Here is an 18649-nt window from a genome sequence, read left to right as displayed (position 1 = left end):
TTCCCATGGACCTTATCCTCCTCGAACGCGTCGAAAAGCTCGGTGCCATCGGCGATGTCGTTTCCGTCAAGGACGGTTACGCGCGCAACTACCTGCTGCCGAACAAGAAGGCGCTGCGCGCCAACGACGCCAACAAGAAGCTGTTCGAAGCCAACCGCGCCAAGATCGAAGCCGACAACGCCGAAAAGCGTTCGGCCGCCGAATCGCACTCGGGCAACGTCGAAGGCAAGCAGGTCGTCCTGATCCGCGCCTCGTCGAACTCGGGCCAGCTCTACGGTTCGGTTTCGGTGCGTGACATCGTCGACGCTCTCAACGAACAGGGCGCCGAAGTGGCCAAGCAGATGATCGTGCTCGAACGCCCGATCAAGACGCTCGGCATCTTCGACGTGCGCGTCAACCTGCACCCCGAAGTTTCGGTCACGGTTCAGGTGAACGTCGCCCGTTCGCCGGACGAAGCCGAACTGCAGTCGCAGGGCGTGGACGTCATGGCCGCGATGTTCGAACAGGACACCTCGGGCTTCACCGAAGCTTACGATCCCAATGCCGAGCCCGGCGAGATCGTGGCCGAGGAAGAAGCTCCGGCCGAAGGCGAAGCGGAAGCCTGAGCTTCCCTTTCACCGTCAAGGAATTCAGGGCCTTCGCTCCCCCCGGGAAGCGGAGGCCTTTCCTTTTTCTGCAACACGCCCCATTTTCTGCAACACTTCCATGCAAAAAGCCCAGCTATTGCAGCGCAGCATGATTTGCGCGATAGACGGCCATGCAAATGATGAAAGAAACCCTCGCGGAATTGGTCCGCGTATATGACGCCGCCGTTGCCTGCCTGAAGGCCGACATGACCGCCTTCATCGAGAACGGCACCCTTCCCCCACCCGAACGCCGCACCGAGCGGCTCTGGACGTATCCGGAACTGCGCGTGACCTATCGCGGGCAGGAAAAGGCCGCCCGCGCCTCGCGCGCCTTCGGCCGGCTGGAAACCGCAGGCACGTACTGCACCACCGTCACCCGGCCCACTCTCTTCGCCGAATACCTCGCCGAACAGCTCTCGCTGCTCGAAGCCGAGTATGAAGTGGAATTCGAAGTCAGCCGGTCGGCACAGGAGATCCCGTTCCCCTATGTCCTCGACGGCGTCGCCATCGGCACCGTCAGGCCGCAGGACCTGGCGCAGCACTTCCCCAGCACCGACCTTGCCATGATCGGCGATGAAATCGCGGACGGCATCCACGTCTTCGAAGAAAACGACCCGCTGCCGCTGGCGCTGTTCGACGGCCTGCGCACCGACTTCAGCCTTGCGCGCCTTGCCCACTACACCGGGACCAGCCCAGAGCACTGCCAGCGCTTCGTGCTGTTCACCAACTACCACCGCTATGTCGATGAATTCGTGGACTGGGCCGGCAAGCAGGTCGGCTCGGACGGCTACACCGCCCTGTCCGGCGCCGGCGGCCTCTATCTCGACGCACCAGTCGACAATGCCCGCGCCCGCCTGTCCGACACGGCCTGGCGCCGCCACCAGATGCCGGCCTATCACCTGATCAAGGAAGACCGCTCGGGCATCACCCTCGTCAACATCGGCGTCGGCCCCTCGAACGCCAAGACCATCACCGATCACCTGGCCGTGCTGCGCCCCGAAGCCTGGCTGATGATCGGACACTGCGGGGGCCTGCGCGAAAGCCAGCGGATTGGCGACTACGTGCTGGCCCACGCCTATCTGCGCGACGATCACGTGCTCGATCCGGTGCTGCCGCCGGAGATCCCCCTGCCCGCCATCGCCGAAGTGCAGCAGGCCCTCGCCGAAGCGGCCGAACGGGTCAGCGGCGGCGGCGTCAATCTCAAGAAGCGGATGCGCACGGGCACGATCGTCACGACCGACGATCGCAACTGGGAACTGCGCTACACCGCCTCGGCCAAGCGCTTCAGCCTCAGCCGCGCGATCGGCATCGACATGGAAAGCGCCACGATCAGCGCCCAGGGCTATCGCTTCCGCGTGCCCTACGGCACCTTACTATGCGTTTCCGACAAGCCGCTGCACGGCGAACTGAAACTGCCTGGGCAGGCCAACCGCTTCTACGAGGAAGCCATCGCCAGCCACCTCAAGATTGGTCTCATCACTTGCGACCTCTTGCGCGAACAGGGCGACCGCCTCCACTCGCGCAAGCTTCGCGCGTTCAACGAACCACCGTTCCGGTGATGCCCAAGAGGCACGGTTGAGACTGGTTTATCAGATCGAAGACGGCTGCCTGACCGAGACTCGGCCAGACAGCCGCGCCAGCCCTGCCAAATGCTGCAAGCCGCTCATGCGCCTGCGCCAACCGCAGCAACAAGGACGACCTTACATTTCTCTAATATTTCAATATATTTCACATATATATCATAATCATTTAATATATTGAAATATTAGTTGCATATATACCACTTCAAGTTGCAAATATAACTAAGATTATTGCTACCTTATGGCACAAAAGGTCGTTCCGGCAGTAACCGGGAAGGCCTCAAGCCGCACGGCCATTCCTCCAAATGTCCGAAAAAAATAAGGAGCATCCGATGACCTCCCCCAACAAATGCCTGTTGCTGGCATCCACTCTTCTCATGGGCCTGCCCTCAGTCGCACAGGCCCAGGACGCCGACGTGGACACCCCCGGCGATGCCATCATCGTCACGGGCAGCCGCCTCACCAATCCGAACCTGGAGCAAGCCGCGCCGATCATGAGCGTTTCGGCCCGCGACATCGAATTGTCGGGCCAAGTCAATATCGAGAGCATTCTAAACGACTTCCCACAGCTCATTCCCGGCACCACGGCGGCTTCCAACAATCCCGGTGGCGGCGTGGCGACGGCCGACCTGCGCGGCCTCGGTGCCCAGCGCAATCTCGTCCTCGTCAACGGCCACCGCTACGTGTCCTACGACACCAACCAGATCGTCGACCTCAACACGATCCCGAGCGCGCTGATCGAGAAGGTGGACGTCGTCACGGGCGGCAAGTCCGCCGTCTACGGCTCGGACGCGATCAGCGGCGTCATCAACTTCGTCACCAAGCAGGACTTCCAGGGGCTCCAGGCGAACGCCGACTACCGCCTGACCAAGTATGGTGACGGCGCGCAGTATTCGGGCGGTCTGCTGGCCGGCACGAACTTCGCCGACGGGCGCGGCAACATCACGCTTTACGGCGAATATGCGCGCCGCAACGCGATCAAGCAGTCGGCCCGCAGCTACACCGCGGTGACGCAGACCGACGATGGCGAAGGCAACCTCGTCGCCGGTGGCTCCAGCTACATCCCGGCCGGTGCTATCGCGCTCGACGGCAATCGCTACAAGTTCGACCAGAACGGCGACTACTCGTCCTACACCTCCGCCGATGCCTACAACTATGCGTCCGAAAACTACCTTCAGGTTCCGCAGAAGCGCGAACTGCTGTTCGCCCAGACCCATTTCGACGTCAGCGACGCGCTGACCCTCTACGGTGAAGGTCAGTTCATCCACAACCGGGTGACGAACCAGCTCGCCCCCACCCCGCTTTCGGGGACCTATGCGCTCGACGTGGACTCCTCGTTCCTGTCGTCCGCTTCGCAGGCACTGCTGGCCGGATACGATACCGACAACGACGGCTATACGACCGCCTCGGTCTATCGCCGCCTCACCGAAGTGGGCGACCGCATCTCGGTCATGGACAGCAAGGCCTATCGCGGTCTTCTGGGCGCGCGTGGCAAGGTCGCGGGTAACTGGAACTTCGATGTCTACGGTTCGTTCGCACGGACCCACCAGGTCGAGCACCAGTATGGCAACGTCTCGGCGAGCCGGGTTCAGCAGGCGCTGCTGACGACTTACGATTCCAGCGGAAACCTGGTCTGCTCCGACACCAGCAATGGCTGCGTCCCGCTCAACATCTTCGGGGCCGGCAACATCAGCCAGGAAGCAGCCGACTTCATTTCGATCGATACAGTCAATCGCTCGACGATCACCGAGAAGGTCGTGAGCGGCGCGATCACCAACGACGACCTGTTCGATCTCGGCGCTGGCCCTGCCGGCTTTGCGATCGGCGCTGAATACCGCAGCGAACACGGCGACTTCGCCCCCGACGAAGCCCTGTCCTCGGGTGACGTCATCGGCTTCAACGCCAGCGAACCGACGTCGGGCGGCTATCACGTAACCGAACTCTTCGCCGAGTTCGACGTGCCGCTGATCGCCGACAAGCCGTTCATCAAGCGGCTCGAACTCAACGGCTCTGCCCGTTATTCGTACTACTCGACCGCAGCCAAATCGGTGGGCACTTTCTCGGCCGGCCTGGCTTGGGCTCCGGTGCAGGATATTACGTTCCGCGGCCAGTTCTCCCGCGCCGTCCGCGCACCGACCGTCAATGATCTCTACAGCGGCAGCGCTGAGAACTACGAGACCGCGTCGGACCCGTGTGCCAGCGATGTTGCCACTACCAATGCCAATCTCTATGCTTCCTGCCTGGCCTCGGGCATCCCGTCAGGCAAGATCGGCAACTACACGACCGACACGCAGATCGACAGCTACAACGGCGGCAATTCCGACCTGCGTGAGGAGACGGCCAACACCTACACGGTGGGCGTGATCATCAAGCCGACGATGGTGCCAGGCCTGTCACTGACCGTCGACTACTACCACATCAAAATCGACAACTTCATCACAACCATCGGCACGTCGAACCTCATCAATGCCTGCTACGGCACCGAGGACAACGACTACACCCCGATCGATTCCAGCTACTGCGCGCTGCTTCCCCGCAACACAACGAGCTACGTGATCGAGGGTGCCGTCGACAACCTCACCAATGCAGGCGGCGTCAAGACCGATGGCATCGACTTCGATGCCGGCTATTCGATCCCGCTCAACCTGTCGTCCAGCAGCGACAGCCGTCTCGATTTGCGGTTCAGCGGCACGCGCCTGTTGCACTGGAACTTTGATCCCTGGACCTCGGTCAGTGGGGACTCGTACGACTGCGCCGGTAAGTTCGGGCTGCTGTGCACGAATGTCTATGCCAAGTGGCGCCTCAACGGCCGGGCGACGCTGGCAACCGACAAGGCGACGCTCTCGCTGGCGTGGCGTCACCTCTCACCGGTACATGACGACGGTTCGGACAACTACTACACCGTCACCCGGATCAAGGCCTACGACTACTTCGACCTGACGGCCTCGGTCGACATCGGCAAGAAGATGACCTGGGCGCTGGGCATGAACAACATGTTCAACCGCAAGCCGCCGGTCCTGGGTGACAACCAGGAGCAGTCAAACACGTATCCGTCGACCTACGACGTCTATGGGCGCACGTTCTTCACGAGCGTGAAGGTCAACTTCTGATGCGATGCCGGGGAAGCAGACCGCCTGCTTCCCCGGCCATCTTCCCCCTTCCGGGACAGCGACGGCGGCGTCCATGAAGCCGGGCCAATGGAAATCTGTTGAAATCCATTGTCCTGCGGTCCCGAAGTGTGCTTTCAGAGGCGCATGGCGAAGGGGAACACCGTTTCTGGTTATTCGGCGGGGGGAGCTCTTCCGGCGATTCTGATGGTCATGGCGCTGGTATCCTGCGGCGCGGCCGACAATCCGGCGGATCCGGTCAATCCGGCGTCCGTCAGCCCGGAGGCAACCTCCGAACCTGCCGTTCCCGCCGCCGGGATATGGAGTTCGCAAGAGGTTGCCCGGCTCCTCCACTGGGTGCAAGCCGCACCGCAGGATGCGCTTCCCGCACCGGATGCACGCGAGCTGGAAGCCGCAGCCTCGGCAGGCGATCATGCCGCGATCGATGCCGCCGCATCCGCCCTGGCACTCAAGCTCGGCCGTATGCACTTGTTCGGCATCGCCACCACGGCCCAACGCGCCGGCTGGCATATCACGGATACCGATACCGCGATCGACCTCCAGGCCCGCCTGGACAAGGCCCTCGCCTCGGACGACATCGACGGCTTTTTCGAAGGACTGCGTCCCGCCAGCCCGGACTATGCCGCACTGCGCACGGCCTATGCTGCGGAAACCGATCCGGAGAAGCGCCTCACCATCGCCCGCAACATGGAACGCTGGCGCTGGATGCCGCAGTCGCTGGGCCGGTCCTATGTGCTCGTCAACACCGCGACGTTCGAAGCGCGCTTGTGGCGAAACGGCAAGCAAGCCGGCACCTGGCGCGTCATCGTCGGCAAGCGCTCGACGCCGAGCCCGGTCTTTTCCGCGCGGATCACCGGCGTGACGTTCAATCCCTGGTGGGAAATCCCCGCCAGCATCGTGCGCGAGAAACATGGCAACTTCCCTGCCCGGCTCGGCTACGTGCGGACGGCAAACGGCTTCCGCCAGAAACCGGGACCGAACAACGCGCTGGGGCAGATGAAGCTGGTCATGCCCAATCCCTTCAGCGTCTACATGCACGACACCCCGAGCAAGAGCCTGTTCGCGAAGGACGTGAGGGCCTTCAGCCACGGCTGCATTCGCGTGGGAGAGGCCCTGAATTTTGCCACCACCCTGCTCGACGGCGCCAGAACGCCGGAAGACGTGGATACGATCGTAGAGGGCCGGCAGACCACAACGATCAGCCTGCCCTCCTCGCTGCCGGTCTATATCACCTACTTCACCGCCGGCCTGCTCGGTGACGGCAGCTTCGTGGTCGTGCCGGACATCTATAGCCGCGACAAGCGGATGCCCGATATCGCTCAGGCTTCGGATACGGAGTGCTCTGCCGGATAACGAGGGGGGCAAACACTCCGCGCCGGATCAGGACTGCAGGAACTCCGCCATCGCGTAGCCCATTTCCTTGAAGGTGACGGACGACATGTGGTTGCCGGGGATCTCGGCGTAGTGCCCATCAGGCAAAGCTGCGGCGAGATCCTGCGCGGAACCGTTGTCCTGATCGTCAGCCCCGCAGACGCACAATGCAGGCATCGTCACGCCGGCAATCGCCTCGGGCGGCGTATCGTCGACTGAACCGAGCAGCAGGCGCGCCGCGACGCGGTCGACCTTCATCGTCTTCATGAACGCTTGCGCCACGAACGCCGGGTCGCCGCGCTCGATGGTGCCGAAACGGTCAATGGCGTCCACGAAGTGCGCCGACCGCCGTGCCCAGCCGGCCAGACCGGAAAGCCCCATACCGCCCAGAATCAGCTTGCGCGGCGACAGCCCTGCCAGAACGCCCCGCACCGATGTCCGCGAGCCGAGCGAGAAACCGCCCAGATCGTAATCAGTCAGCCCCAGTTCGGCCACGAGCAGCTTCAGATCCTCGACCAGCACATCTTCGGGATAGAGGCGCGGATCATGCGGTGCCTCGCTGTCCCCGTGGGCGCGCAAGTCCGGCATGATCACCTCGAAACCGGAAGCGGCGAGGATTTGCGCATTTCCGTACTTGATCCAGTTGACGTGTGCGCTGGAAAACAGACCATGCAGCAACAGCACCGGGCGCCCTGCCCCGATAGTGTGCACGGCCAGCCGCGTACCGCCGAAACCTTCGATGTAATCCTTGCGCACTTCGCTCACTCGGGGACCTCCAGACCTGCCGCTTTCCAGCGCGAAGCGACACTCTCAGTCGTCGCGCTGTAATGGCGTGGCAAGTCCTTGGTATCCAGCCAGCTTTCATGCAAGCTTTCACAGCCCGCGTGGGCCACGGGCCGGAAAAAACCGGGCTCGTCGAAACTGCCCAGCGTCAGATCCATGTTGTCCGCGCTCTCAAGAAAATCGAAACCGAGCGGCGTTCCGCAATGCGAACAGAACGGCCGCAGCGCAATCGGCGAGCTCGCGTACCAGTCCGGCTCACGCTCCCAGAAAATGGAGGCCGACGGTAATTGCACGAAGGCCGCCGCGAAACCGCCCGTAGCCTTCTGGCACATGCGGCAATGGCACAAGTAGGCCTCGTCATTTTCGACTTGCGCGGTGTAGCGGATGCGGCCGCACTGACAGCCGCCAGTCATGGTTCTGGTCATGACCGGCAGGCTAGATCACCTGCCGGCATGGCGAAACCCTCAACCCTTCGCCTTTTCATCCCACTGGTCGAAAGCTTCGAGCGCCTGCGCGGCGTACATCGCCGAGGGCCCGGCCCCCATATAGACGGCGATCCCCATCGCCTCCGCCACTTCCTCGCGAGTCGCCCCCTGACGCTGCGCGGCTGAGGCATGATAGGTCACGCAAGGATCGCAGCGCACGGCCACCGATATCGCCAGCGCGATCAGTTCCTTGGTCTTGGTGTCAAGCGCGCCGGGTTCGAGCGCGGCCTTGCCCATCTCCGAAAACGCCTGCATCGGCCCCGGCGTGCTGCGCTTCAGCTCGCCTACGGCCGGGTTGAGCGTCTTGGCCATGTTGGGCCAGTCCTTGAAGTTGCTTTTGGACATCGGTTCGGTTCCTTTCACATCCGCCTTCCCGCAAAGGATGCCCCGGCTCCATGCGGCAGGTCAAATCTCTTTACGCCATGAAAAAAGGCCTCCGAAGCCCATGCCCCGGAAGCCTTTTTTCGATCTATGCCGGAATGCGGCGAAGCCGGTGTCAGCCCTTCTTGAGGTGACGGCGGCCCAGCAGTTCCGCGATCTGCACCGCGTTGAGCGCGGCGCCCTTGCGCAAGTTGTCCGAAACGCACCACAGCGCCAGACCGTTCTCCACGGTCGGGTCCTCGCGCACGCGGCTGACATAGGTCGCGCCGTCGCCCACGCATTCGATCGGGGTGACGTAACCGCCGTCCTCGCGCTTGTCGACGAGCATCACGCCCGGCGCCTCGCGCAGGATATTCTGCGCTTCCTCGGCAGAGACTTCCTTCTCGAACTCGATGTTCAGCGATTCCGAGTGGCCAACAAACACCGGCACGCGCACGCAAGTGGCCTGCAGCTTGATCTTGGGATCAAGGATCTTCTTGGTCTCGACCACCATCTTCCATTCTTCCTTGGTGGAACCATCGTCCAGGAAGACGTCGATGTGCGGGATCACGTTGAAGGCGATCTGCTTGGTGAACTTCTTCGGCTCGACCGGATCGCCCACGAAGATCGCGCGGCTCTGCTCGAACAGTTCGTCCATGCCAGCCTTGCCCGCGCCTGAAACCGACTGGTAGGTCGACACGACCACGCGCTTGATGCCGTAAGCATCGTGCAGCGGCTTGAGCGCCACGACCATCTGCGCGGTCGAGCAGTTGGGGTTGGCAATGATGTTGCGCGCCGTGTAGCCATCGATCGCGTCCGGGTTCACTTCCGGCACGATCAGCGGCACGTCCGGATCCATGCGGTAGAGCGACGAATTGTCGATCACCACGCAGCCCTGCGCGGCGGCCTTGGGCGCATAGATCGCGGTCGGGCCCGATCCAGCAGCGAACAGGGCAATGTCCCAGCCGGTGAAATCGAAATGCTCGATGTTCTTGACCTTGAGCATTTTGCCGGTTTCGCCGAACTCAATCTCGGTGCCCGTCGAGCGCGGCGAAGCCACCGCTGCGATCTCGTCGCAGGGGAATTCGCGCTCGGCGAGGATGTTGAGCATTTCGCGGCCGACATTTCCGGTCGCGCCGACGACGGCAACCCGGTAACCCATTCTTCTATCCTTCCAGCAATCTTCTTGCGCGCATCAAGGCACACAAACGCGGCCCGTTACAAGCTGGCGTGCCGCAACACAAGCGCGCATTAGCCTGGCCGCCAAGTCCTCAAAGGCCACCTACGGAAAAACCCTGAACACCCCCAGATGCGGATTTTTCACCTTAGCTTGCAAGAAAGGCCACATTATCCGGAATGGCAGATATGTTCTTTTCCAAAAAAAACCAATTCAACCCTGAAACAGCCGCTAGCGAGGCATTTTTCAATCTCTCGCCAGACGGCATGCTGGTCATGCGCGATGGTGTGTTCGTCGCCTGCAATCCTGCTGCGCAGCGTATCTACGATGCCCCGCGTGACCGGATCATCGGTTCGAACCCCGTCGCGTTTTCGGCCCCTGAACAAGGCGATGGCCGAAAATCGGAAATTCATGTCGGCGAACGGTTGCAGCAAGCCATGCGCGAAGGACATGCACGCTTCGAATGGCATAATCTCAAGGCCAACGGCACTCCCCTGCGCATCCTCGTAACGCTCATCCCGGCACGGATCGGCGGCGACGACGCTCTGCTGGTCCTCGTTCAGGATCTTGCCGAAACAGCGCAAGTGGTCGACACGCTTCGCAACAGCCTCGCCGATCTCGCCAAAGGCAACCTTGCCAACCGCATTACCGTTCCCTTTCGGGCAGACTACGAACTGCTGCGCAAAAGCTTCAATGAATCGCTCGATGCAATGGGCCGCACGATCGACACGGTATCGCAAGTGGCGACGAGCGTTCGGGCAGGCGCATCCGACATCGACGAGGCGACCCATCAACTTGCCGCACGGTCATCGCAGGCGACCAGCGTGCTGCGCGACACAACTGCGGCCATGAACCGCGTTACCGCCATGGTGCAGGAGACGGCCCAAGGGGCCGCCAATGTCTCGGCCTCGATCCGTCAGGCCGAACATGAAGCCACTGCCGGTGGAGAAATCGTCGACCGGGCCGTGGATGCCATGAACGCCATCGACCAGTCGTCGGAAGAAATCACGCAGATCATTTCGGTAATCGACGGCATTTCGTTCCAGACCAACCTTCTGGCACTCAATGCCGGCGTCGAAGCCGCCCGCGCGGGGGAAACCGGCAAGGGCTTTGCCGTTGTTGCGACGGAAGTCCGGGCCCTGGCACAGCGCTCCGCCGCTGCCGCGACCGAGATCAGCGCGCTGATCAACAAGAGCAGCGAACAGGTGAAGCAGGGCGTCGGACTGGTCGCCGAAACCGGCAAGATGCTGAAGCAGATTGCGGCACGCGTCACCGAGATCAACAGCCTTGCCGAAACCATTTCCCGGTCCGCCGAAACGCAGGCCCGGGAAATCGACAAGACCAGCAAATCGGTCACGCAAATCGACCAGATGCTCGATCAGAACAGCGCCATCGCTTCGGAAAGCACCTCCGCAGCGCAGCGTCTCGTCAACGAAGCTCAGGAACTGGCACAACTTGTCGCCCAGTTCACCACCGATCGATCGGCCACACACCAGAAACCCCAGCTTCGCCGGGTCGGCTAACGGCTAATCCTGCACTGTAATCTTTCCGAATAAGGCGGCGGTCCGCTACGGGACCGCCGCCTTATTCATCAGTGCGCCGTCGCAGAAGGCGCCGGATGGGGCGCAGGCGCCGCCGCCAGTTCGTCCGCCTCGGTCCACTCGATGGCTTCGAGCGGCTCCGTAAGCGCCTTGGCGAGAACTTCGTCGACGTGGCTGACCGGAATGATCTCCAGCCCCTGCTTCACGTTTTCCGGAATCTCCGCCAGATCCTTGCGGTTTTCCTCTGGAATGAGGACCGTGGTGATGCCGCCGCGCAATGCCGCCAGCAGCTTTTCCTTGAGTCCGCCGATCGGCAGCACCCGGCCGCGCAGCGTGACTTCGCCGGTCATGGCGACATCCTTGCGCACGGGAACCCCGGTCAGCGTCGAGACAATGGACGTGACCATGCCGATGCCCGCCGAAGGCCCATCCTTGGGCACTGCGCCTTCGGGCAGGTGGATGTGGATGTCCTTCTTGTTGAAAATGCTCGGCTTGATCCCGTAGGCGGGCGACCGGGCGCGCACGAAGCTCCAGGCAGTCGAAATCGACTCGTTCATCACATCGCCCAGCTTGCCCGTCGCCTTGATCGCGCCCTTGCCGGGAACCGTGACGCTTTCGATCGTCAGCAGTTCGCCGCCTACTTCGGTCCAGGCCAGGCCCGTGACCGCACCGACCTGATGCTCTTCCTCGCCCACACCGTGGCGGAACTTCCGCACACCGGCGAAGTCAGCGAGGTTGTCCGGCGTGATGACCACTTCGGTCGCCTTGCCTTCAAGAATCTGGCGCAGCGACTTGCGGGCCAGCCGTGCAATCTCGCGCTCCAGCGTACGCACGCCCGCCTCGCGGGTGTAGTAGCGGATCAGGTCGCGCAGGCCTTCTTCGGTGAGCGTGAACTCGCCCTTCTTGAGCCCGTGCGCATCGATCTGCTTGGCGATCAGGTGCCGCTGCGCAATCTCGACCTTCTCGTCCTCGGTGTAGCCTTCGAGCCGGATGATCTCCATGCGGTCGAGCAGCGGCTGCGGCAGGTTGAGGCTGTTCGCGGTGCACACGAACATCACGTCGGACAGATCGATGTCCAGCTCCAGATAGTGGTCCTGGAACTTGGCGTTCTGTTCGGGATCGAGCACTTCGAGCAGGGCCGATGCCGGATCGCCGCGGAAGTCCTGACCGAGCTTGTCGATTTCGTCGAGCAGGAACAGCGGGTTCGACTTGCCCGCCTTCTTGAGGTTGGTGACGATCTTGCCCGGCAGCGAGCCGATATAGGTACGGCGGTGGCCGCGAATCTCGGCCTCGTCGCGCACGCCGCCCAGCGACTGGCGGATGAACTCGCGCCCGGTCGCCTTGGCGATCGACTTGCCCAGCGAAGTCTTGCCCACGCCCGGCGGGCCGACGAGGCACAGGATCGGCCCCTTCAGCTTGTTGGTGCGTGCCTGCACCGCCAGATACTCGATGATCCGGTCCTTGACCTTGTCGAGCGCGTAGTGATCGGCATCGAGGATGTCCTGCGCCGCCGAAATGTCGCGCTTGAGCTTGCTCTTCTTGCCCCAGGGCAGGCCGAGCAGCACGTCGAGGTAATTGCGGATGACCGTCGCTTCGGCGCTCATCGGCTGCATCGACTTGAGCTTCTTGAGCTCGGCCGTAGCCTTTTCACGCGCTTCCTTGGAAAGCTTGGTCTTCTCGATCTTGTCCTGCAGCTCCTGGAGCTCGTTGGCTTCCTCGCCATCGCCGCCGCCGAGTTCGGACTGGATCGCCTTGAGCTGCTCGTTGAGGTAGTACTCGCGCTGGGTCTTTTCCATCTGCCGCTTCACGCGGCCACGGATCTTGCGCTCGACCTGCAGAACGCCGAGTTCGCCTTCCATGAAGGAATAGACCATTTCCAGCCGCTTGAGCGGATCGGGTTCGGACAGCACGGCCTGCTTGTCCGACACCTTGGCGGACAGTTGCGCGGCCACCGTATCCGCCAGCTTGGCCGCGTCCTCGATGTCGCCGAGCTGATCGCCGGCATCCTGGCTCAGCTTCTTGTTGAGCTTGGCGTATTCGTTGAACTGCTCGACCACCGAACGCATCATCGCCGAGACTTCGGTGCCTTCCGCTTCAAGCGGGGCAATGGTCTCGACTTCGGCGACCAGCATCTCGCCATCGTCGGTCTGCTCGGCCCGCAGCGATTCCAGACGGGCGCGGTCCTGCCCCTCGACAAGCACCCGCACAGTGCCGTCCGGCAGCTTGAGCAGCTGCAGCACACTGGCAATCACGCCGGTATCGTAGAGATCATCGCGATCCGGATCGTCGCAGCCGGGATCGAGCTGGGCGAGCAGGAAGATATCCTTGTCGCCCGCCATGGCCGCCTCAAGCGCGGCCACCGACTTTTCGCGGCCGACGAACAAGGGCACGACCATGCCGGGAAAGACGACAATGTCGCGAAGCGGAAGAAGCGGTAACAGGTTCACAGGTATTTCCATATTCCAAAGCGCGCCCATGCACACAGGGACGGATCGCGGATTGTTCGAAATATGGTGACACCGCCAGCCCAGCGCAATGGTGCAGCCCGGCCCAATTGTGGATGCCTTTCCCGGCGTTCGTTGTCACACGATGGAAATATGACACTTTTGTGAATATTTCTAAATAAATTCAGTCAGTTAGACTCACATATTATCAACGATTCCCGCTTATTGAGCCCCCATGCCAGCGCACGAACGCCGGCATGGGGAGCGCAACGGTTATGTTCGGTACTGTGAGTAAACACGCCAGCCGGCTTCTCGGCCTGGTCTTCAGGTCTTTTGAACGGCGCCTGATTCTGGCGATCTCGCTGATCATCGCCTGTACCTTCGGCCTTCAGGTCGTCTCACAGAACCGCGCCCTCGCCCTGCGCCGCGAAAGCGGGGAATTGCAGGCCACGATCAGCATGGCCGAGCACAGCGCCCAATTGATGAAGCAGGTCCTGCGCTTCCGCATCGAGGCCAACGACATGGACGGCGCGCCTGCCGGAAACGCAGGGCAAGAGGTCGATGCCCTGACCGATGCCGCCATGAGCATCGGGGAAACAGTCAACGCCATGCGCATGGATGCGCCCGGCATGTTCGACTGGACCGCGCAGCGCAATACGTTCGGCAACCTCGACCAGGTCATCGCCGCAGTAACGGCGGGCGGCAAGGCCAAGCGCCAGGCGCTTGAAGAGGTCGACCACATGCTCGCATCGGCCGTGCACCTGCAGGAACAGGCCGAGCGTCGCCGCGACAGGGCCTATGCCAATCTGGAGAGATCGACCCGGCAATGGTTCGAGCGCGTGTCCACGATCGGCATCGTGACGCTGCTGCTTGCCGCGATCATCCTGTGGGACCTGTGCAGCAATATCCTGCCCGCGCTGCGCCGGATGCACGGCGCCCTGCGCCGTCTGGCAGATGGCGATCTCGACCTTGCCGTCGAGCGCTTCACCCTGCACGAGCTGCGGCCGCTCGCCCATGCGCTCGAAACCTTCCGCCGCAATGCCCTGGCCGTGCGCGACCTCGCGTTCACCGATCCGGCTACCGGCCTGCCCAACCGCCGCGCCTTCATCGATGCCGCCACGCGCCGTATGCGCGACACGGCAACGCCGAACGGCGACTTCGTGGCCGTCTTCGACATCGACCGGTTCAAATACGTCAACGACGATTATGGCCATGCCGTGGGCGACACGCTCGTCCAGCTCATCGGCGAGCGCGCCCGCACTCTGCTCGGCGACGATGCCTTGGTCGCCCGCATCGGCGGCGACGAATTCGCCGTCTATCTGCAGTGCAAGGACGGCGAGACGCCGGCAACCCTGTGCAGCAGGCTCGCCGCCGAAGTGCGCAAGCCCTTCGATTTCGATGGCTTTTCGATCGCCGTCACCATCTCGCTGGGCTATATCGAACGCAGCGAAGGGCACGGCGACGACATTACCGTGCTGATCTCCAAGGCCGATCTCGCCCTCTATGCCTCCAAGCGCGGGGGCCGCAACCGGGCCACGGGCTTCACCGGAGATCTGGAGGAAGCGCGCAATCTGGACCGGATGCTCGAACGCGATCTGGCCCGCGCCCTGTCGAGCGGCGAACTGCGCATGGTCTATCAGCCGATCTATGCCGTGAGCGACCATGCCAGCGAAGTGGAAGCCCTGGTCCGCTGGCGGCATCCGGAGCTCGGCGAAGTCTCCCCCGCCAAGTTCATTCCCGCCGCCGAACGCTCCGGCCGGATGCCGCAACTGGGCGCCTGGATCATCGAGCGCGCCTTGTCCAATCTCACGCAGTGGCCGGAGCTGTCGATGAGCATCAACCTCTCGCCGCTTCAACTCCAGCAGGATGGCTTCGTCGCCTTTCTGCTCGAACGGTGCCGGATGCACGCCATCCTGCCGCACCGCATCATTCTGGAAGTGACTGAGACGGTCTCTATCGAACGCAACACGCGCGCGCTGCTGACGCTTGAACTTCTGCGCAATGCCGGCTTCCGCATCGCGCTCGACGATTTCGGAACCGGCTATTCTTCGCTTTGCATGATGAAGACGTTCCGCTTCGACCGGCTCAAGCTCGACCGTTCGCTGGTCAAGGATATCGAGGCAGACGCCACGTCACGCGCCGTGTTCGACGCGGCTGTGCAGATGGCCCGGCAGATCGGCGCGGAAGTGGTGGCCGAAGGCGTGTCGGAAGGCCTGCTCGTCAAATCCGCCAGCGAAGCCGGCTGCACGCATCTGCAGGGCTTCCACCTCAGTATGCCGGTAGAAGCCGAAGCGATCGAGGCGCTTTATGCGGAGAGCACCAAGGCTCTCCACGCCGAAGCAGGCGAGCGGGCCAACAAGGCACGGGAAAGCGCCGCCGCCTGAGCTTCGGCGACCGGGCTCAGAACGGCAGCTTGAAGCCCGGCGGCAGGCCCATGCCCTGCTGCGCCTTGGCCAGTTCCTCGTTGGCGACGGAATCGGCCTTGACCCGCGCATCGTTGTAAGCGGCGGCGACGAGATCCTCCAGGATCGCCTTCTCGGACGGCTGCATCAGGCTGTCATCAATCGCAACGCCGATAACGCGGCCCTTGGCCGAGCAGCGGATCTTGACGAGACCGCCGCCGGACAGGCCTTCGACCTCCAGCTGGTCAAGCTTGCCCTGCGCTTCGGTCATCTGCTTCTGGATGGTCTCGGCAGCCTGCTGCGCCGCCTGGATCATCTCTTCCATCGACTTCATTTCAACGTCTCCAATTGCGTGACCCGCCGCCGACAGCGGTCGGGCGGTCATCTTCGATCAGTTCGGCATCGGGAAAAGCGGCCAGCGTGGCTTCCACCAACGGCGATCTGCGCACCGCCTGGCTGTCAGCCGCCTTTTCCGCTTCTGCCTGTTCCACCAGCGTGGGCGTGCCTTGAGCGTTCACCCGCTCCACTTGCCAGCGTTCGCCCGTCGCTTCCTGCAGACTGTTGCGAATCAGGCCGGTGATATCCTCGTTGAAACCCGGCGGCTGCGAATAGCGCAAGAGCCCGGCGCCGAGTTCGACCACCCGCACCTGCATCCGCAGGACGTTGGCGGCCACATGCTGATGCGCATGTTCCACATCCTCGACCAGCGCTTCCCACCGGGGCGCAACGGATGCCGCTGCCGAGGGCGTACTTCCCGCCGTACCGCCGCTTTCGGATACCGGCGCAGCGGCCGGAGCCCGCGCGGCGATATCCTCCAGCTTCTTCACCAGCGATCCCGGATCGGGCATGTCGGACGCGTGCATGATCCTGAGCAGCGCCATCTGCGCCGCCACCAGCGGATCGGGCGCGGAGCGGACCTCATCATGCCCTTTCAGCAGCAATTGCCACAGGCGATGGAGCTGCCCCGCCTTCAGAGCCTTGGCCCAGGCCTCTATCGCCTCGCGCTCTTCAGCCGAAGGCGCGTCGGCCGCGCCGCTGACCTGGGCCACGGCAATCCGATGGGCAAGCTCCATCAGCCCGCGCATCATCGCGATCGGCTCGACGCCCAGCGCGAACTGATGCGCCACCAGTTCGAGCAGGTCCGCGCCCTTGCCATCGAGAATGGCCGTGAACAGCTTGCGCTGCACCGACTTGTCGGAGAGGCCGAGCATGTCGCGAACCTTGTCGGCCCGCACCTTGCCCTCGCCATCGAGATCGGCATGGGCGATCGCCTGGTCGAGGATCGAGAGGCCATCGCGCACCGATCCCTCGGCCGCGGCGGCCACCATCGACAGTGCCTCTTCCTCCGCCTCGACGCCTTCCTTGCCGCAGACCATGGCAAAGTGGTCCGCCAGCATCGGCGTCGGGATGCGGCGCAAGTCGAAACGCTGGCAGCGTGACAGCACCGTCACTGGCAGCTTGTCGACTTCGGTGGTGGCGAACAGGAACTTCACATGCGCAGGCGGTTCCTCAAGTGTTTTCAGCAAGGCATTGAATGCATTGCGAGACAGCATGTGAACTTCGTCGATGATGTAGATCTTGTAACGCGCCGAAACGGCGGCATAGCGCACGGCCTCGATGATCTCGCGCACGTCGTCCACGCCGGTGTGGCTGGCGGCGTCCATCTCGATCACGTCGATATGGCGGCCCTCGGCAATCGCCACGCAAGGCTCGCATTGGCCGCAAGGATCGATCGTCGGCCCGCCCTGCCCGTCCGGGCCGATGCAATTGAGTGCCTTGGCGATCAGGCGCGCGGTCGAAGTCTTGCCGACACCGCGCACGCCGGTCATCAGGAAGGCATGAGCCAGCCGGTCCCGCTTGATCGCGTTGGCCAAGGTCTGGACCATGGCTTCCTGCCCGATCAGTTCACCGAACGTCTGCGGACGGTATTTGCGAGCCAGCACGCGATAGGGCTGTGCAGACGTTCCGGCAGGAGCCGGTGCGGCAGCGGGCGCTGCTGCAGGCTGCTGTACGGGCGCCGCGGTCTCGCCGAACATGGCCGACTGTCCTGCCGCTTCCCCTTCGGCTGCGGCCGGTTGCGGGGCGGGCATCGCAGGTGCGGGATCGCCGAACATCGACGATTGCCCCGCCGCCTCAAGATCGGCAGCGCTGGGCGCGGCCTCTTCCTTCTCCCCATTTTCCCAGGGAGGGGAATCGCCGAAAGTATCGCGTGAATCGTCCATCGTTTCGCAAACTAGGGCTCAAACGCGATCAGGTCACGCCCGAGATGGGGGTTATGCGCGGCGATGTAGGGTAAAGGAGCCGGCCGACCCGCCGCAACCCGTTGTGGCTGCTTCCTTCCGGACCTGACCAGGTTGGCGGACGCAAGCGTCCGACCGACTCCCGGGCCGCCATATGGCGAGAGCATTGCCGTTTGTCCAGCCCTGCGGCCGGACAAACACGCTCAGCGGAAATTGTCGGCGTAAGCCTGGATCTTCAGGCGGCGCGGCGGCGTGGCGTGAACTTCGGCCTCGATGCCATAGCGTGCGGCATAGGCCTTGGCCTCGTCCGCCGTCGGGAACTTGAGCACCACCTGCTGCTGCGTGTCGCCAGAACCGGCCCAGCCCATCAGGGGATCGGGCTTCTTGGCTTCGGCGGGCTCAAATTCGAGGATCCACTGGGCCAGCAGTGCCTTGCCGGACTGCATGGCGTTCTTCGGGCGTTGATAGATGCGTGCGCTCATGGACGAGCGCTTTGCTCCCGAATCAGGCCG

14 protein-coding genes and 1 other RNA gene are annotated in these 18649 nt (G+C 63.0%); 6 read left to right on the top strand and 9 right to left on the bottom strand.

Going from position 1 to position 18649, the window contains the following annotated elements; all coding sequences use genetic code 11:
- The first annotated feature begins 5 nt into the window (after positions 1–5).
- The 4 genes from rplI to NN5_RS14110 all read left to right on the top strand — a co-directional run bounded on the left by rplI (position 6) and on the right by NN5_RS14110 (position 6687).
- Entirely contained in the window at positions 6–605 is a 600-nt protein-coding gene (gene rplI / locus NN5_RS14125) for a 50S ribosomal protein L9 (RefSeq protein ID WP_067734743.1), read from the top strand.
- A gap of 152 nt (positions 606–757) precedes the next feature.
- On the top strand, positions 758–2185 hold the full coding sequence (locus NN5_RS14120) for an AMP nucleosidase (RefSeq protein WP_067734742.1): 1428 nt from the start codon (positions 758–760) through the stop codon (positions 2183–2185).
- A gap of 353 nt (positions 2186–2538) precedes the next feature.
- Positions 2539–5316: a TonB-dependent receptor domain-containing protein gene (locus tag NN5_RS14115; protein WP_067734758.1), complete on the top strand. Its 2778-nt coding sequence runs from the start codon at positions 2539–2541 to the stop codon at positions 5314–5316.
- A 144-nt stretch (positions 5317–5460) separates the two neighbouring features.
- Positions 5461–6687 carry a L,D-transpeptidase family protein gene (locus NN5_RS14110; protein ID WP_084384937.1) on the top strand — a complete coding sequence of 409 codons (1227 nt, stop codon included), beginning with the start codon at positions 5461–5463 and terminating at the stop codon, positions 6685–6687.
- Between the two features lie 27 nt (positions 6688–6714).
- Here the strand turns inward: NN5_RS14110 and NN5_RS14105 are convergent, their stop codons facing one another.
- The 4 genes from NN5_RS14105 to NN5_RS14090 form a co-directional block, all read right to left on the bottom strand.
- On the bottom strand, positions 6715–7470 hold the full coding sequence (locus NN5_RS14105; protein WP_067734740.1) for an alpha/beta fold hydrolase: 756 nt from the start codon (positions 7468–7470) through the stop codon (positions 6715–6717).
- A complete protein-coding gene (locus tag NN5_RS14100; protein WP_067734739.1) occupies positions 7467–7913 on the bottom strand; it encodes a GFA family protein in 447 nt (148 codons plus the stop codon). The genes NN5_RS14105 and NN5_RS14100 overlap by 4 nt, the downstream gene beginning before the upstream one ends.
- 39 nt (positions 7914–7952) lie before the next feature.
- Positions 7953–8318, bottom strand: coding sequence for a carboxymuconolactone decarboxylase family protein (locus NN5_RS14095; protein WP_067734738.1), 366 nt, complete (start codon positions 8316–8318; stop codon positions 7953–7955).
- Between the two features lie 151 nt (positions 8319–8469).
- Entirely contained in the window at positions 8470–9495 is a 1026-nt protein-coding gene (locus tag NN5_RS14090) for an aspartate-semialdehyde dehydrogenase (RefSeq protein ID WP_067734737.1), read from the bottom strand.
- Positions 9496–9689: 194 nt separating this feature from the next.
- Between NN5_RS14090 and NN5_RS14085 the strand changes: the two genes are divergently transcribed.
- Complete coding sequence (locus NN5_RS14085) at positions 9690–11033, top strand: methyl-accepting chemotaxis protein (RefSeq protein WP_067734736.1); 1344 nt, start codon at positions 9690–9692, stop codon at positions 11031–11033.
- Between the two features lie 68 nt (positions 11034–11101).
- Here NN5_RS14085 and lon read toward each other — a convergent pair whose 3' ends face one another.
- Positions 11102–13510 (bottom strand): endopeptidase La, encoded by a 2409-nt coding sequence (gene lon, locus NN5_RS14080; protein ID WP_067734735.1) that lies wholly within the window; start codon positions 13508–13510, stop codon positions 11102–11104.
- Between the two features lie 260 nt (positions 13511–13770).
- Between lon and NN5_RS14075 the strand changes: the two genes are divergently transcribed.
- Positions 13771–15879, top strand: coding sequence for a putative bifunctional diguanylate cyclase/phosphodiesterase (locus NN5_RS14075; protein ID WP_084384936.1), 2109 nt, complete (start codon positions 13771–13773; stop codon positions 15877–15879).
- Positions 15880–15895: 16 nt separating this feature from the next.
- Here NN5_RS14075 and NN5_RS14070 read toward each other — a convergent pair whose 3' ends face one another.
- The 4 genes from NN5_RS14070 to NN5_RS14055 all read right to left on the bottom strand — a co-directional run bounded on the left by NN5_RS14070 (position 15896) and on the right by NN5_RS14055 (position 18619).
- Complete coding sequence (locus tag NN5_RS14070; protein ID WP_067734734.1) at positions 15896–16231, bottom strand: YbaB/EbfC family nucleoid-associated protein; 336 nt, start codon at positions 16229–16231, stop codon at positions 15896–15898.
- Position 16232: 1 nt separating this feature from the next.
- A complete protein-coding gene (locus tag NN5_RS14065; RefSeq protein WP_067734733.1) occupies positions 16233–18119 on the bottom strand; it encodes a DNA polymerase III subunit gamma/tau in 1887 nt (628 codons plus the stop codon).
- Between the two features lie 69 nt (positions 18120–18188).
- Positions 18189–18283: signal recognition particle sRNA small type (gene ffs / locus NN5_RS14060), an RNA gene on the bottom strand.
- A gap of 57 nt (positions 18284–18340) precedes the next feature.
- Entirely contained in the window at positions 18341–18619 is a 279-nt protein-coding gene (locus NN5_RS14055) for an ETC complex I subunit (RefSeq protein WP_067734732.1), read from the bottom strand.
- Between the last annotated feature and the right edge of the window lie 30 nt (positions 18620–18649).

The sequence above is a fragment of the Novosphingobium naphthalenivorans NBRC 102051 genome (assembly GCF_001590985.1).
In the GTDB taxonomy this organism is placed as follows: Bacteria; Pseudomonadota; Alphaproteobacteria; order Sphingomonadales; family Sphingomonadaceae; genus Novosphingobium; species Novosphingobium naphthalenivorans.
This window is presented reverse-complemented; position numbering and strand designations above follow the sequence as displayed.